The following is a 15,224-nucleotide window of genomic DNA, read 5'->3' as shown; positions in this document are numbered from 1 at the left end:
CGCGAGGACGTCACGGTCAGCGCGTCAGGCGGCGGGCGACCTCGGCCGCCCAGTAGGTCAGGACGATGTCGGCGCCCGCGCGGCGGATGCTGAGCAGCGACTCGTCGATCGCGCGGTCGCGGTCGATCCACCCGTTGGCGGCGGCGGCCTCGATCATCGCGTACTCCCCCGACACCTGGTAGGCCGCGACCGGCACGTCCACGGCCAGGCGCACGTCGGCGACGATGTCGAGGTACGACATGGCCGGCTTGACCATGACGATGTCGGCGCCCTGCTCGAGGTCGAGGAGGGTCTCGCGCAGTGACTCGCGGCGGTTGCCCGGGTCCTGCTGGTAGGTGCGGCGGTCGCCCTGCAGCGACGAGTCGACCGCCTCGCGGAAGGGGCCGTAGAACGCCGAGGCGTACTTCGCGGCGTAGGCGAGGATGACGACGTCCTGGTGGCCGACGGCGTCGAGCTCACGGCGGATGACCTCGACCTGGCCGTCCATCATGCCGCTGGGGCCGACGACGTGGGCGCCGGCCTGCGCCTGCGCCACGCCCATCCGGCCGTAGATCTCCACGGTGGCGTCGTTGTCGACCCGGCCCTGCGCGTCGAGCACGCCGCAGTGGCCGTGGTCGGTGAACTCGTCGAGGCACAGGTCGCTCATCACCAGCAGGTCGTCGCCGACCTCGGCGCGCGCGTCGGCGATCGCGAGGTTGAGGATGCCCTCGGGATCGAGCGCGCCCGACCCCACGGCGTCCTTGTGCTCGGGCACGCCGAACAGCATGACGCCGCCGAGACCGAGTTCGACCGCCTCGGCGTAGGCGCGGCGGGCGTGCTCGCGCGAGTGCTGGACGACGCCCGGCATGCTCGTGATCGGCCGGGGCTCGGAGATCCCCTCGGCCACGAACATCGGCAGCACCAGCTGCGACGGGGCCAGGTGCGTCTCACGCACCAGGCGGCGCACGGCCGCGGTGGACCGCAGCCTGCGGGGGCGCTCGATCATGCTTGCCTCTCCTTCGGCGGGGCGCAGTTTCCCCGGTTAAGCGGGGAAACTGTCACTGAACGGGGTTCGCAAACCTCGTTCAGTGACAGGAAACCCACTTAACCGGGGAAACCGACAGTCTCAGGCCTTGCGGCGCGAGGACGGCTTCTTCTGCGAGGGACGCAGGACCGGCTCGCCGGCCTCCACGAACTGCAGGCGGCGCGCCTCGCCGAACTGCGCGAGGGCGTCGGCCAGCTCCTCGGCGGACGGCTTCTCGGCCATCACGTCGACGCGCAGGCCGTGTTCCTCCGCGGTCTTCGCCGTGGCGGGACCGATGCAGGCGATGATCGTCGTCGCGTGCGGCTTGCCGGCGATGCCGACGAGGTTGCGCACGGTCGAGCTCGACGTGAACAGCACGGCGTCGAACTTGCCCGACTTGATCGCCTCGCGGGTGGGCGCCGGCGGCGGCGAGGCCCGGACGGTGCGGTAGGCGGTGACGTCGTCGACCTCCCAGCCCAGCTCGACCAGGCCGGCCGCGAGGGTCTCGGTGGCGATGTCGGCGCGCGGCAGGAAGACGCGGTTGATCGGGTCGAGCAGCTCGTCGAACGGCGGCCAGTCCTCGAGCAGGCCACGACCGGACTGCTCGCCCGAGGGCACGAGGTCGGGACGGATGCCCCAGGTCTCGATGGCCTCGGCGGTCTTCTCGCCGACGGCGGCGATCTTCAGGCCCGAGAAGGCGCGCGCGTCGAGTCCGTACTCCTCGAACTTCTCGCGGACGGCCTTGACGGCGTTGACGCTGGTGAAGGCGACCCACTCGTAGCGACCCTCGACGAGGCCGCGGACGGCCTTGTCCATCTGCTGCGGGTTGCGCGGCGGCTCGACCGAGATGGTGGGGACCTCCTCGGAGACCGCGCCGTACATCCGCAGGCGCGCCGCGAGCGACTGCGACTGCTCCTTCGTGCGGGGCACCAGCACGCGCCAGCCGTAGAGCGGCTTGGTCTCGAACCACGACAGCGCGTCGCGCTGGGCGACGACCTCGCCCACGACGACGATCGCCGGCGGGGTCATCTGCGCGGCCTTCGCGGCGTCGGCGATGCCGGCGAGCGTGGAGACCACGGTCTCCTGGCGGGTGGTGGTGCCCAGGCGCGTCATGGCGACGGGCGTCTCGGGCGAGCGGCCCGCCTCGACCAGGCCGGAGGCGACCTCGGCGATGCGGTTCACGGCCGAGAGCAGCACGAGCGTCTCGTGGCGGGCGGCCTCGGTCCAGTCGACCGAGGCGTCGCCGACGCTGACGACCTTGAACTCGCGGTGCTGCTTGTCGGTCAGCGGCACGCCGGCGTACGCCGGGACCGCGGAGACCGACGAGACGCCCGGGACGACCTCGAAGGAGATGCCGGCCTTGGCGCAGGCCGTCGCCTCCTCGGGGCCCGTGGCGTACGTGAACGGGTCGCCGACCATGAGGCGCACGACGTGGGCGCCGGTCTTGGCGTGCTTGACGACGAGCTTGCCGCGGGCGGCGTGCGTGAGGGTCTCGCCCGAGGCGTTCGTGCCGCCGTCGACGATCTCAGCACCGTTGGTGACGAGCGCCTCCTGCTCGGGGGACTCGACGATCACGACGTCGGCCTGGGCGAGCACCTCGGTGGCTCGCACGGTCAGCAGGCTGGCGTCGCCGGGGCCGGCACCGACGAAGCTGACCCGGCCCACAGGCTGGGTGCTGGTCGCGGTGGTGGCGGGGGACGTGGGCATCGCGGAGGTGGTGGACACGCTCTTCCTTGCTTTGTTCGGTGGCGGAGTCTCGTGCTGCGTGGTGGTGCTCATGGGGCGGTCACCGAGCCCATGAGCTGATCGGCGCCCTCGGCCAGCAGCTCCTCGGCGAGCCGGCGCCCGAGGGCGGCGGCTTCCGTGGGAGTACCGGAGGCGGACCGTCGGATGACGGGGTTGCCGGAGAGGTCTCCGACGACGGCGCGCAGCCAGAGCTCGTCTCCGTCGTCCCCCCAGACGACGTCGGCGAGAGCTCCGACGGGCGCGCTGCACCCGGCCTCGAGGGTGGCGAGGAGGGTGCGCTCGGCCGTGACGGCGGCCCGGGTGTCGGGATCGTCGATCACGGAGAGCAGGTCGAGGGTCGCGTCGTCATCGGCGCGGCACTCGACGGCGAGGGCTCCCTGTCCGGGAGCCGGCAGCATCTGCAGGGGGTCGAGGACCTCGGTGGCCTCGTCGGCACGGCCCAGGCGCAGCAGTCCGGCGCGGGCGAGCACGATCGCGTCGAGCTGGCCGCCGGTGACCTTGCCGATCCGGGTGTCGACATTGCCGCGCAGCTCGGCGATCTCGATGCCGAGGCCGAGCGCGTTGAGCTGGCTGACCCGGCGCGGGCTGCCGGTGCCGACGCGGGAGCCGCGGGGCAGCTCGCCGAGGGTGAGCCCGTCGCGGGCGATCAGCACGTCGCGGGGGTCCTCGCGCTGCGGCACGGCGGCCAGGGCCAGGCCCTCGGCGTCGCCGGTGGGCAGGTCCTTGAGCGAGTGCACGGCGAAGTCGACCGTGCCGTCGAGCACGGCCTCGCGGACCGCGGCGACGAACACGCCGGTGCCGCCGATCTGCGTGAGCGGCGCGCTGGAGCGGTCGCCCTCGGTGGAGATCATCACGAGCTCGACGTCGACGCCGTGGGCCTCGCGGATACGGTCGGCCACCCAGCCGGACTGGGTGGTGGCCAGGGCGCTGGCGCGGGTTCCGAGTCGGAGGGTCATGCGTCTCCTCCGGGGTCGGTGACGGCGGTGACCGCCGACGGGTCGAGCTGGAACAGGTGGGCCAGCGCATCGGCGTACGTGAGGTTCTCGGGGCCCTCGACGAGCTCCTTGACGCGCACGGTGGGCTGGTGGATCAGCTTCTCGGCGACCCGGCGCATCGCGCGGCGGACCTCGTCGAGCTGGGCCTCGTCCAGGCCGGACAGGCGGGACTGCAGGCGCGCGGTCTCGGCGCTGACGACCTCGGTGGCCATGCTGCGCAGCGCGACCACGGTGGGGGTCACCTTGGCCTGCTGACGCGAGGCGAGGAACGCGTCGACCTCGGACTGCACGATGCGGCGGACCTGCTCGACGTCCTCGGCGACGGAGTCGGCGGTGGCGCGGGCGGCGAGCACCTCGATGTCGATGACCTCGACGCCCGGCAGGTCGCGGACCTCGTGGGCGACGTCGCGCGGCAGCGCGAGGTCGATCACGGTGAGCTCGCGGCCGTCGGCCGTGGCGCGCTCGATGCGCGGCGTGTCGAAGACGACGCCCGTGGCGCCGGTGCACGTGACGAGCACGTCGGCGGCGGACAGCTCGACGTCGAGCGATTCCCAGCGGACGGCGCTGACGCCGTGCGTGGCGACGAGCTCGAAGGCGCGCTGGAACGTGCGGTTGGCGACCCAGATGCGCGACGGGTCGACGCCGCGCTCGATCAGGGTGCGCACGGCGAGCAGGCTCATCGTGCCCGCGCCGGCGACGAGGAAGCGCTTCTGGTCGCCGATCACGGCGTCGCCCGCGGCGTCGAGCGCGGCGGTGACCAGCGACGGCGCGAGGCGGTCGATGCCGGTCTCGGCGTGACCGCGCTTGCCGATGCGCAGCGCCTGCTGGAACAGGGCGTTGAGGCTCGTGCCGGCGGTGGACTCGGCCTGCGCCTGGTGCAGCGTGCTGCGGACCTGGCCGAGGATCTGGCTCTCACCCAGGATCATCGAGTCGAGGCCGGCGGCGACGCGGAAGAGGTGCGCGACGGCGGCCTGGTCGTAGTGCACGTAGACGTACGGCAGCAAGGCCTCGCGGCGCAGGCCCGACTGGTCGGCGAGCAGCTGCGTGACCTCCTCGACCGAGCCGTGGAAGCGGTCGGCCTCCACGTAGACCTCGACCCGGTTGCAGGTCGAGATGACGGCCGACTCGGTCACGGCGGGGACGTCGAGCGCCTGGTGCGACAGCTTGACCGCCGCATCGGTGTCGAGGGACGCCTGCTCGAGCAGGTCGACGGGAGCGGAGCGGTGGGACAGGCCCACGACGAGCACGCTCATGCCGTCACCTCCGTAGAAAAGCGAAGGTACGGACGTGCCGGCATGAGGTGCCCCATGGTCACTCGCTGACGCTCGCTCATGAGATCACCGCCTCCTCGGTGGAACCCGCCTGGCGGCGGTGTGCGTGGTAGCCCAGGATCTGCAGCTCGGCGGCGACGTCGACCTGGCGCAGGTCGACCTCGGCCGGGACCCGCAGGGCGGTGGGCGCGAAGTTCAGGATGCTGCTGATGCCGGCCTCGACGAGGGCGTCGGCGACGCTCTGCGCCGCGGCAGGCGGGGTGGCGATGATGCCGAGCGAGACGGCGTCGCGCTCGACGATCCCCGGCAGGTCCTCGATCGAGAGCACCTCGTGCCCGCCGACGGTGGTGCCGATGAGCTCGGGGTCGGCGTCGACGACGGCGGCGACCTTGACGCCGCGGGCGCCGAAGCCCTGGTAGGCGGCCAGCGCCGAGCCCAGGTGACCGGCGCCGACGATGACGACGGGCCACGGCTGGGTCTGGCCCACGACGGCGGCGATGTGGCCGGCCAGGAAGCGGACGTCGTAGCCGACTCCGCGGGTGCCGTAGGAGCCCAGGTGCGACAGGTCCTTGCGGACGATCGCGGAGTTCACGCCGGCCGCGGTGGCCAGGTGCTCGGAGGAGCAGACGTCGGTTCCTCGCTCCGCGAGCTCATCGAGAGCCCGCAGGTACAGCGGGAGCCGGGCGACGGTCGCGTCGGGGATCCCAGCGGGGCTGCGAAGAATGGTCACGATGCTCCTGCGCCGCGGAATGACGGGAATTTTGGGCCGTGGCGCGCCGCCAGTCTAGGAGTTTGGGAACCCTTTCACAAAATCGGCGACGGCGACGCGGCCCGTTCAGCGGTCACTGGTGGGGAGCCCGTCGACCTGCGCGGTGATGCGGCTCCACAGGAACGGAGCCAGCGTCCGCGTGAACGTCGCGGTGAAATGGTGACGGTCGCGGTACACGTTCACGCCGCCGATCATCGCCGGGCAGACGTCCTCGAGGCAGTAGAAGTCGGTCATGTCGATCCGCTCGGCTCCCTTGGTCATCCGGGCGGCCTCGCCGAACGCGTCGCCGTACGGGAAGGCCTCGTCGCGCGGCACCGAGCACGTGGTCTCGTCCCACGAGTCGACGCGGTCGAGGCACTTCGCGGGCGGCGTGCCGTTGTCGGGGTTGTCGACGACGGCGGCCACCGGGATGCCCAGCTTCGTCGCCTTCGTCCACGCCTCCGAGAGCGCCTTCGCCTGCTGCGCCCGCGAGCCGGCGAGGTTGCGGGAGTAGCCCGTGGTGACGATGAGGTCGATGTCGTCCTGGTTCTGCTCGATCCACTCCTGGACGTTCTCGCGCCACGCGGGGCAGGTCTGCAGGACCTCGGGCACGGCCGTGCGACCGGGCAGGTCGGTGGACCACGCGCAGCCACCCTTGAGCTGCGTGGTGAGCGAGAGCTCGTCGAGCTCGGCCAGACGCACGAAGCCCGGCAGCAGGGCGCGGGCGTGGGAGTCACCCAGCAGCACCACGTGGGGCCGGTCGCCCGAGCGCTCGCCGAAGTCGCAGGACTTGAGCTCGACCTGGTCGTTCTTGCCCCAGCACTCGCTGCGGCCGCCCCAGTCGCGGCTCACGTCGGGGCCGGCCGGCACCCGCATGGTCGCGAGCTCGGGGTTCTCGCAGTCGCCGGCGGGCGGCATCGACGCCGCGCCGAAGCACTTCGGCATGTCGGCGTTGACCCGGGCGGTGAACTCCTCGGCACGCTGCTCCTCGGCCTGACCGGCCTGGTAGCCGAACACGGAGAAGCCGACCACCAGGGCGGCGGCGAACACGGACACGAGCCCCGTGACCCGGGGGCGCCGGATGCCGAACCGGGTGCCGAAGCGGATCGGGTTCTCCACGAACCTCATCGTCAGCCAGGCCAGCACGAACGTGCCGAGGAGGATGCCGACCCGTGGCCACAGGCCCATCTCCTCGCCCAGGATCTCGGGCAGCAGGATGATCGGCGGCCAGTGCCACAGGTACATCGAGTACGAGAGGTCGCCCGTGACCTGCACGGGCCGCCACGCCATGATCGGCGTCGGCGAGAGGCGGCCGGACGGGGTGCCCGCCGCGATCACCAGCAGCGTCGCCAGGACGGGCGCGATGGCGGCCGTGCCGGGGAACGGGGTGCTCTCGTCGTAGACGAGGGCGCACACCGCGATGACGCCGAAGCCGAGCCAGGAGGCCGCGATCGCCGTGCGTCTGGGCAGCCGGATCCGGTCGACGAGGGCGACCGCGAACAGCGCTCCGGCACCGAACTGCCACGCCCGCGCGGGGGTGGCGAAGTAGGCCAGCTGCGGGTGCTGCGAGGTCAGCCACAGCGAGAACAGGAAGCACGTCACCGTGACGACCGACAGGACGACCAGGACGGCCTTCGCGCGCGCCCAGCCGCGGCGCCGGGCCAGGGCGAGGGCCCCCACGATGAGCAGCGGCCAGACGAGGTAGAACTGCTCCTCGACCGAGAGGGTCCAGTAGTGCTGGACCGCCGAGGGGACGCCGTCGGCGGCGAGGTAGTCCACCGAGTCGATCGCCAGCACCCAGTTCTCGACGTAGAGCGTCGAGCCGATGATCTCGCGGAAGTTCTGCGTCCACTGCGCCGGCGGCAGCCAGACGAGGACGCCGATCGCGGTGACGAACAGCACGAGGTAGGCCGCGGGCAGCAGACGCCGCGCGCGCCGCGCCCAGAACTGCGCCAGGTCGACGCGGTCCCGGCGCTCGACCTCGCGCATGAGGTGGCTCGTGATGAGGAAGCCGGAGATGACGAAGAAGACGTCGACGCCGATGTAGCCGCCGCTCAGCCGGCCGGGCCACAGGTGGAAGAGGACGACCGCCAGGACGGCGGCGGCCCTCAGGGCTTGGATCTCAGGACGCATCAGGTCAGCGGCCGCGCCGCAGCAGGCCCTTCAGGCCCTGGTTCGCCTCGAGGGCCTTGAGGCGCGCCTCGGCCTTCTTCGCGCGCGCCTCGGCCTGCGCGATGCCCTGGTGGGCGGCCCGCGCCGCGTTCCAGACGCGGAGGTCCATCAGCTCGGGCTCGGTGGAGCGGGGCCGGACGACCAGGCCGGGACGCGCCTCGACCTGCGCGACCGCGCGGTCGAACGGGGTCTCCCCCGCCGGCAGGTCGAGCGCGTGACGCAGGCCGTGCCTCTCCAGGAAGCCGGCGAAGCGGGCGAGGCGCTCGGGGTGGTTGCCGATGAGGGCCGCGTAGTCCGAGCGCTCGAAGATCCGCTCGGGCGTGTCCTCGAGTCGGTGCTCGGTGACCTGCGTGTGCGGGATCTCGAAGTACTCGCACAGCTCGCGGGTGCGGCTGTCGTGCACGATCACGTGCGCGGGCGTGCCGGCCAGCAGCGAGGAGATGTTGCCGTGGATGCGGTGGCCGACCGTGAAGTCGCGCGCGGCCATCGACTCGATCCACGTGGGCGCGTGGCAGTGCAGCACGGCCTTGTTGTCGGCGATGACGTCGTGGCGCATCGAGCCGGGGTACTCGCGCGAGCCGGCCTTGACCGCGGGGCCGCCGAGCATCGCGTCGAGGTCGCGGATCTCCTGCGCGACGAACTCGGCACGGGGGTGGCGCTTGAAGACGTCGGCGACCCAGCCGTCGGGGATCGGCACGTGCGGCGTCAGGTTCAGGCTGACCTTGGTGCTCTTGTCGAACGTGGGCGCGGTGTCGCGGACGTGCAGGTCGCGGCCGCGCAGGAACATCGACGGGCAGCCGATGACGTCGACCTCGGAGAAGCCGAGGTCGGACAGGTAGGCGGCGGTGCGCTCGCCGCGCACGCCGATCGAGGGGCCGTGGGCCAGCACCGCGCGCATGAAGCGCCGGGCGGCCGCGTCGACCTCCTCGGAGCGCTCGGGGGTGCCGTCCAGCTGGAACTGGCCGCCGACGCCGAGGATCGTGACCGGGACCGTGAGGCGCTCGATCGCCGAGGTCAGGTCGCCGAGCTGGGGCAGGTAGCCGCGGCGGAACGCGTTGGCCAGCGGGATGACGACGTGCCGCTGCTCCTCGTTGAGGCGGTCGACGCTGCGCATCAGCGTGTTGAGGTTGTTCGCCTCGACGTCGACGCCGTCCACCATCACCGAGCGCTGCGCGGACGCGGCGAAGATGAGGTTGCCGGAGTTCTTGCCGCATCCGGCGCGGAACCGCTTCATCGACGGCGGGTCCAGCGGGTCGACGTAACGGCGGACGTAGATGCGATCTGACACGCCTAGAAGTTTCCCCGACCGCGACAAGGAACGCTAATGCGCCCCGCCGCGGGCCCGGCTCAGCCGCGGGCGAGCGCCGCGCGCAGGCGCGTGGGATCCACGCGCCAGAAGTCGTGCTGGCGTCCGTCGACGAAGGTCACCGGCACCTGCTCGGTGAACCGCTCCTGCAGGTCGGGCTCGGTGTCGATGTCGACCCGCACCCAGTCGTCGCCGGTCTCGGCCACGAGCTGCGCGACGACCTGCTCGGCGGCCTCGCACAGGTGGCAGCCCTCACGGGAGTAGACGACGACGCGAGCGTCGTCGGCGTGCGCGATCGTCATGCCGCCACGCCCGCGGAAAGACGACAGTACGAGCGTGCCGGCATGACCGACCGCATGTTCGCTCGCTCGTGCTCGCTCATGCCGGCTCCGAGCGCACGAGGGCGCGCAGGCGTCCCTTCGCGACCTTGCCGGTGGGCGAGTGCGGCAGCGCGGCCACCACGATGACGCGCGACGGCACCTTGAAGCGCGCCAGGCGCTCGGCGGCGATCGTGCGGACGGCCTCCTCGACCGGGGCGGCGTCTCCCTCGGGGTCGTCGGGCACGACGAACGCGACGACGGCCTCGCCGGTGCGCTCGTCCTCCACGCCGATCACGGCGACGGACTCCACGCCGGGCGCGTCGACGATCGCCTCCTCGATCTCGGAGGGGTACACGTTGAAGCCCGAGACGTTGATCGTCTCCTTGAGCCGGTCCACGAGGACGAGGTTGTCCTGGTCGTCCAGCAGGCCGATGTCACCCGTGGCCCACCAGCCGTCGGCGTCGGGGCCGTCCGAGCCGTCGGGCCAGTAGCCGGAGAACAGGTTGGCGCCGCGGACGAAGACCTGGGCGGGGTCGCCGGGGGCGGCCGGCTGGCCGAGGAAGTCGCGCAGCGCGATCTCGACACCGGGCAGCGGACGGCCCACCGAGCCCGCGGGCGGCAGCTGGCCGGGCTCGCGACCGTCGCCGACCGTGGTGGTGACGACCGGCGAGGTCTCGGTGAGGCCGTAGCCCTGCTCGACCGGCTTGCCCGACAGGGCGTGGAACGCCTGCGCCAGGTCGGGGTCGAGGGCGGAGGCGCCCGAGACGATGAGCCGGACGTTCGCGAACGCCTCGGCGAGGCCCTCGAGTCCGACGAGCGCCTGGATCACCTGCGGCGCGAGGGGGAGGTTGGTGATGCCGTGGTCGACGATGTCGCCGAGCAGCGCACCGGGGTGGAACTCCTCGATCAGCACGACGGTGGCGCCCGCGCGGACCGACAGCGCGAGCACGCAGTTGAGTCCGTAGACGTGGAACATCGGCAGCAGTCCGAGGACGACGTCGTCGGACGTGATCACGGGCGGGGACTCGATCTGCAGCAGCTGGTCGATGTCGGCGGCCAGCGCGCGGTGCGTGAGCATCACGCCGCGCGGCAGGCCGGTGGCGCCGGAGGTGAAGAGCACGACGGCGAGCGACTCGGGGTCGCGCGGCGCGACGGGGGCGGCGTCCCTGGCCTGGTCGAGGAGGGCACCGAAGCGCAGCTCGCCCTCCTGCGGGGCGGCCCGGTGGACCACGATGAGGGAGTCCCCGGTGTCGGCCTGGCGCACCTGGGTGATCGACTGGGCGTCGCCGACGACGATCTTGGGCGAGCAGGCCGCGACCATGCGCGAGATCTCGCGGGGCGTGGCGCGCGGGTTGATCGGCACGGCGACGAGACCGCCGCGGAGCACGCCGTAGTAGGCGACCGCGAGGTCGATGCCGTTGGACATGACGAGGGCGACGCGCTGGCCGGCCAGGACGCCGCGCGCGAGGAGGGTCTGGGCCACGCGATCGGCCCACTGGTCGAACTCGGCCCACGTGACCCGGCGGTCGGTGCGGGGCTCGATCAGGGCGATGCCCTCGGGGTCGCGACGCGCGGTCTCACGCAGATCGTCACTCACGTTGACGGTCATGCCGACGAGTCAACCACACCTGCTGGCCGCACAACGCCGTTACAGTGATCGCCATGTCCCCGCGACGACCGCCCGAAGGACCACGGAACCTGCAGTCGCGCTCGATCCTGGCCGGCCAGGCCGCAGCGGCGGCCGCGGAGGTCGAACAGGCGCTCGCGCAGCCGGTGGACCCCACCGCGGCGGCGTTCTTCGACGTGGACAACACGATCATGCAGGGCGCGTCGATCTTCCTGCTCGCCCGCGGGCTGCACCGGCGCCAGTTCTTCACCACGCGCGACATCGCCCGGGCCGCCTGGCAGCAGGCCTACTTCAAGTACGTCGGCGTGGAGGACCCCGAGCACATCGAGCAGGCCCGCAGCGCCGCGCTCAAGTTCATCGCCGGGCACGAGGTCCGCGAGCTCGAGGAGATCGGCGAGGAGGTCTTCGACGAGTACATGGCCGAGAAGATCTGGCCCGGCACCCGCGCGATGGCCCAGTGGCACCTCGACCGCGGGCAGCGCGTGTGGCTGATGACCGCGGCGCCCGTCGAGATCGCCCAGGTCATCGCGCGCCGGCTCGGCCTCACGGGCGGGCTGGGCACCGTCGCTGAGCACGTCGACGGCGTCTACACGGGCCGGCTCGTCGGCGACATGCTGCACGGCGAGGGCAAGTCCGTGGCCGTCCGGGCACTCGCGGAGTCCGAGGGTCTCGACCTCGAGCGCTGCTACGCGTACTCCGACTCCTCGAACGACATCCCGATGCTGTCCCTCGTCGGGCACCCCTGCGCCGTGAACCCCGACGGCCACCTGCGCTCGCACGCCAAGGCCAACGGCTGGCTCGTCCGCGACTACCGCACGGGTCGCAAGGTGGCCGCCGCCAGCCTGAAGGCCGGCGCCGTGGGCGCCGCCGCCTCGGCCACCTACCTCGTCGGCAAGCGGCTCCGCCGCCGCCTCTAGTCCGCCGGGGGTCGGCGGTGCTCGGGCAGGACGCCGAGGCGGTCGTAGTCCTCGTCGGAGAGCCGGGGCAGCGGGTCGTGGTCGCCCGGCGCGAGGGCGGGCAGCAGCATCGCGACGTAGCGGCGGCGCACCGTGGGCGAGGCGACGGGCGAGTTCAGGCCCAGCACGATCATCCGCAGCAGCCAGTAGATGTCGACCGGCTCGAGGTCGGCGCGCAGGACGCCCGTGACCTGGCCGCGGCGGAGCAGATCGACGAAGGGCTCGCCCAGCTCCTCGAGGGCCTCGTCGGTGACGTGGCTGGCGCCGACCTCGCTCAGCACCGGCGCGTAGCGCCCGATGACCTCGACGAAGCGCTCGGCGACCTCGAGCAGGTCGGCGTCCTCGTCCTCGGCGCCGTCGACGAGCGGCATGAGCTCCTCGGCGAAGATCCGACCGAACGCTGCGCTCTCGAGCGCGGCGCGGTTCGGGAAGTGGCGGTAGACCGTGGCGACGCCGACGCCGGCTTCGGTGGCGATTCGCTCCATCGACGGGGAGGCGTCGTCGGCCCAGAGCCGCTGCACGGCGGCGAGGATGCGCTCGGCGTTCTCGCGCGAGTCACGTCGTGACATACGTCTCCTCACCTCCTCTGGCCTCGTTTCACCCCCCATTCTACGATGTGAGAGTCACCTATCACTTCGTGAGGAACACCCGTGTCGACACTCCTGTACCGCTGGGGCAAGTCCGCCTTCGCTCACCCGTTCCGCTTCCTCGGCGCCTGGCTGGTCCTGCTGGCCGTGATCGTCGGCTCGATCGCCGTCAACGCACCGAAGCTCAGCGGCGAGGTGACGATCAACGGCGTCGCCGCGCAGGAGGTGCTGGAGCAGCTCGAGGAGGAGATGCCCGCCGCCGCGGGTGGCGCGGGCCAGATCGTCTACCGCGCCCCGGACGGCGTCAGCTTCTTCGACGAGCAGTCCGCCGGGCTGCTCGCCCAGTCGATGCAGGAGATCTACGGGAACGACACGGTCGTGAACCCGGCCGACCTCGCGGGCTCGGCCGAGGCGCAGGCCGCCGCCCAGCAGGAGATGGCCGCGCAGGTGAAGGCCGCCGAGCAGGCCGCGGCCGCCGCGCGCGCCGGCCAGGAGCTCGACCAGCCGCTGCCCCTCGTCGTGGGCGGTCAGCTCGTCCCGGGAGTGACGATCTCGCCCGACGGCACCGTCGCGATGGCGCAGTTCCAGTTCACGAAGCAGACCACCGACCTGCCCGAGGGCACGATCCACGACGTCCTCGAGGCCGCCGAGGCGCCGGTCGAGGCCGCTGACATCCAGGTGCTCCCCGGCGCCTCCCTGCAGGAGCTGCCCGAGGTCGCGGGCATCGGCGAGGCCGTCGGCATCGTCATCGCCGCGGTCGTGCTGTTCCTCGTCCTCGGCTCGGTCGTCGCGGCCGGCCTGCCCCTGCTGACCGCCATCCTCGGCGTCGGCGTGGGCGTCGGCGGCGCGTACGCGCTCGGCCACTTCTACGAGCTCGGCTCGATGAGCGTCGTCCTGGGCCTCATGCTCGGCCTGGCCGTCGGCATCGACTACGCGCTCTTCATCGTCAACCGCCAGCGCCGCCTCATCATGCGCGAGCGGCTCAGCGCCCACGAGGCCACCGGACGCGCCGTCGGCACCGCCGGCAGCGCCGTGTTCTTCGCCGGCACCACCGTGATCATCGCGCTCGCCGCCCTCGTGGTCATCGGCATCAGCCTGCTCACCACGATGGCGATCATCGCCGCCGCCACGATCGCGGTGGCCGTGCTCGTCGCCCTCACCGCCCTGCCGGCCCTGCTCGGCCTGGTCGGTGAGCGGATCGTGTCGGAGAAGGCCCGCTCGCAGTTCGCCGAGCGCGAGGCCGAGGGCAACGACCACGCCACGGCGCGCCGCTGGGCGACGTTCCTGTCCAAGAACCGCTTCGTCGCCGCGGCCGTCGTCGTGGTCACCACGCTCGTCATCGCCATCCCCGCGCTCGACATGCGACTCGGCCTGCCGTCGAGCGAGAACTACAACGCCGGCTCCGACCAGCGCGAGAGCTACGAGACGGTGAGCGACGCGTTCGGCGAGGGCCTCAACGGCCCGCTGCTCGTGGTGCTGTCGTCGCGCACCGACCAGCCGGTCGACCAGCAGGCCGCCGGCGCGGTCCTGGCCGAGCTCGGCCAGGTGAAGGACGTGGCCTCGGCCAACGCCGCCGGCATGAGCGAGGACGGCCGCACCGTGCTGGTCTCGCTCATCCCCCGCGAGGGCCCGACGGACCCGTCCACCGAGACGCTCGTGCACGAGCTGCGCGACCGCTCGGCCGAGTTCTCGCAGCAGTACGACATCGACCTCGGCGTCACCGGGCAGACGGCCATGGGCATCGACATCGCCGAGAAGATGAGCGAGGTCATGCCGATCTATCTCGCGATCGTCATCGTCCTGTCGCTCATCGTCCTGACGATCGTGTTCCGCTCGATCATCGTGCCGCTCAAGGCCACCGCCGGCTTCCTGCTGACGATCCTGGCCACGCTCGGCGCCACGACCGCCGTGTTCCAGTGGGGCTGGCTGAACAGCCTCTTCGGGCTGGACTCGACGGGCCCGGTGATGGCCCTGCTGCCGATCCTCGTCACGGGCATCGCGTACGGCCTGGCGATGGACTACCAGGTGTTCCTGGTGTCGTCGATGCGCGAGTCGTGGGTGCACGGCCACAGCGGGCGCGAGTCCGTGATCGACGGCTTCAGCCACTCCAGCCGCGTCGTCGTGGCGGCCGCCGTGATCATGACCGCCGTCTTCGCCGGCTTCATCTTCAACGGCGACCCGATGATCAAGCAGATCGGCTTCGCCCTCGCCGTCGCGATCGCGATCGACGCGTTCCTCGTGCGCATGACGCTCGTGCCCGCGCTGATGGCGATGTTCGGCGACCGCGCCTGGCGCCTGCCGAAGTGGCTCGATCGCGCCCTGCCCGACCTCGACATCGAGGGAGACCAGCTGCTCAAGCGCCTCGGCGCCAAGCAGCCCTGACCCGCTCGGCGGTGGCGTGCGTGGGTCGTGTCGTCCCCCGCACGCCACCGCCGGCGATCTTTCTCTCGTCCGGATGTAACGCCGGACGCGAGTCGTGACAGGTCTCGGGTG

At 72.1% G+C, this 15,224-nt stretch carries 12 protein-coding genes; 2 read left to right on the top strand and 10 right to left on the bottom strand.

The genetic code is table 11. The features are described 5' to 3' along the window. Positions 1–16: 16 nt before the first annotated feature. The 9 genes from hemB to BJ975_RS00425 all read right to left on the bottom strand — a co-directional run bounded on the left by hemB (position 17) and on the right by BJ975_RS00425 (position 11,170). Positions 17–985, bottom strand: a complete 969-nt coding sequence (hemB, locus tag BJ975_RS00465) for a porphobilinogen synthase (protein WP_179422598.1) — start codon at positions 983–985, stop codon at positions 17–19. A 120-nt stretch (positions 986–1,105) separates the two neighbouring features. Beyond that, entirely contained in the window at positions 1,106–2,782 is a 1,677-nt protein-coding gene (locus tag BJ975_RS00460; RefSeq protein ID WP_425545970.1) for a bifunctional uroporphyrinogen-III C-methyltransferase/uroporphyrinogen-III synthase, read from the bottom strand. Beyond that, entirely contained in the window at positions 2,779–3,705 is a 927-nt protein-coding gene (gene hemC, locus BJ975_RS00455) for a hydroxymethylbilane synthase (RefSeq protein WP_179422596.1), read from the bottom strand. Before hemC ends, BJ975_RS00460 begins: the two co-directional genes overlap by 4 nt. Continuing rightward, positions 3,702–4,997 carry a glutamyl-tRNA reductase gene (locus BJ975_RS00450; RefSeq protein WP_179422594.1) on the bottom strand — a complete coding sequence of 432 codons (1,296 nt, stop codon included), beginning with the start codon at positions 4,995–4,997 and terminating at the stop codon, positions 3,702–3,704. Before BJ975_RS00450 ends, hemC begins: the two co-directional genes overlap by 4 nt. 76 nt (positions 4,998–5,073) lie before the next feature. Beyond that, the gene (locus tag BJ975_RS00445; RefSeq protein WP_179422592.1) at positions 5,074–5,745 is read right to left on the bottom strand and encodes a redox-sensing transcriptional repressor Rex; all 672 of its coding nucleotides are present in this window, start codon (positions 5,743–5,745) and stop codon (positions 5,074–5,076) included. A gap of 105 nt (positions 5,746–5,850) precedes the next feature. Continuing rightward, entirely contained in the window at positions 5,851–7,896 is a 2,046-nt protein-coding gene (locus BJ975_RS00440; RefSeq protein WP_179422590.1) for an acyltransferase family protein, read from the bottom strand. A gap of 4 nt (positions 7,897–7,900) precedes the next feature. Beyond that, positions 7,901–9,223: a polysaccharide pyruvyl transferase family protein gene (locus BJ975_RS00435; RefSeq protein ID WP_179422588.1), complete on the bottom strand. Its 1,323-nt coding sequence runs from the start codon at positions 9,221–9,223 to the stop codon at positions 7,901–7,903. A gap of 59 nt (positions 9,224–9,282) precedes the next feature. After that, entirely contained in the window at positions 9,283–9,543 is a 261-nt protein-coding gene (locus BJ975_RS00430) for a glutaredoxin family protein (protein WP_179422586.1), read from the bottom strand. A 76-nt stretch (positions 9,544–9,619) separates the two neighbouring features. Continuing rightward, the gene (locus BJ975_RS00425) at positions 9,620–11,170 is read right to left on the bottom strand and encodes a class I adenylate-forming enzyme family protein (protein WP_179422584.1); all 1,551 of its coding nucleotides are present in this window, start codon (positions 11,168–11,170) and stop codon (positions 9,620–9,622) included. 53 nt (positions 11,171–11,223) lie between these two features. Here BJ975_RS00425 and BJ975_RS00420 point away from each other — a divergent pair, with 53 nt between their 5' ends. Beyond that, positions 11,224–12,105: an HAD family hydrolase gene (locus BJ975_RS00420; RefSeq protein ID WP_179422582.1), complete on the top strand. Its 882-nt coding sequence runs from the start codon at positions 11,224–11,226 to the stop codon at positions 12,103–12,105. Here the strand turns inward: BJ975_RS00420 and BJ975_RS00415 are convergent. Further along, entirely contained in the window at positions 12,102–12,713 is a 612-nt protein-coding gene (locus BJ975_RS00415) for a TetR/AcrR family transcriptional regulator (protein ID WP_179422580.1), read from the bottom strand. The genes BJ975_RS00420 and BJ975_RS00415 overlap by 4 nt on opposite strands. Before the next feature lie 81 nt (positions 12,714–12,794). On the opposite strand from BJ975_RS00415, the gene BJ975_RS00410 reads away from it, so the two are divergent. Continuing rightward, positions 12,795–15,113, top strand: coding sequence for an MMPL family transporter (locus BJ975_RS00410; RefSeq protein ID WP_179422578.1), 2,319 nt, complete (start codon positions 12,795–12,797; stop codon positions 15,111–15,113). Positions 15,114–15,224: the final 111 nt, after the last annotated feature.

The organism is Aeromicrobium tamlense, from assembly GCF_013408555.1.
In the GTDB taxonomy this organism is placed as follows: domain Bacteria; phylum Actinomycetota; class Actinomycetes; order Propionibacteriales; family Nocardioidaceae; genus Aeromicrobium; species Aeromicrobium tamlense.
The sequence above is the reverse complement of the archived record's forward strand: the minus strand, read 5'-3'. Positions and strand labels throughout refer to the sequence as shown.

What these genes read in the sequence shown, in the direction of transcription:
- hemB (WP_179422598.1), bottom strand. Translation starts at nt 985, where the DNA reads ATGATCGAGCGCCCCCGCAGGCTGCGGTCCACCGCGGCCGTGCGCCGC.
- BJ975_RS00415 (WP_179422580.1), bottom strand. Translation starts at nt 12,713, where the DNA reads ATGTCACGACGTGACTCGCGCGAGAACGCCGAGCGCATCCTCGCCGCC.
- BJ975_RS00460 (WP_425545970.1), bottom strand. Translation starts at nt 2,782, where the DNA reads ATGAGCACCACCACGCAGCACGAGACTCCGCCACCGAACAAAGCAAGG.
- BJ975_RS00430 (WP_179422586.1), bottom strand. Translation starts at nt 9,543, where the DNA reads ATGACGATCGCGCACGCCGACGACGCTCGCGTCGTCGTCTACTCCCGT.
- hemC (WP_179422596.1), bottom strand. Translation starts at nt 3,705, where the DNA reads ATGACCCTCCGACTCGGAACCCGCGCCAGCGCCCTGGCCACCACCCAG.
- BJ975_RS00440 (WP_179422590.1), bottom strand. Translation starts at nt 7,896, where the DNA reads ATGCGTCCTGAGATCCAAGCCCTGAGGGCCGCCGCCGTCCTGGCGGTC.
- BJ975_RS00450 (WP_179422594.1), bottom strand. Translation starts at nt 4,997, where the DNA reads ATGAGCGTGCTCGTCGTGGGCCTGTCCCACCGCTCCGCTCCCGTCGAC.
- BJ975_RS00420 (WP_179422582.1), top strand. Translation starts at nt 11,224, where the DNA reads ATGTCCCCGCGACGACCGCCCGAAGGACCACGGAACCTGCAGTCGCGC.
- BJ975_RS00425 (WP_179422584.1), bottom strand. Translation starts at nt 11,170, where the DNA reads ATGACCGTCAACGTGAGTGACGATCTGCGTGAGACCGCGCGTCGCGAC.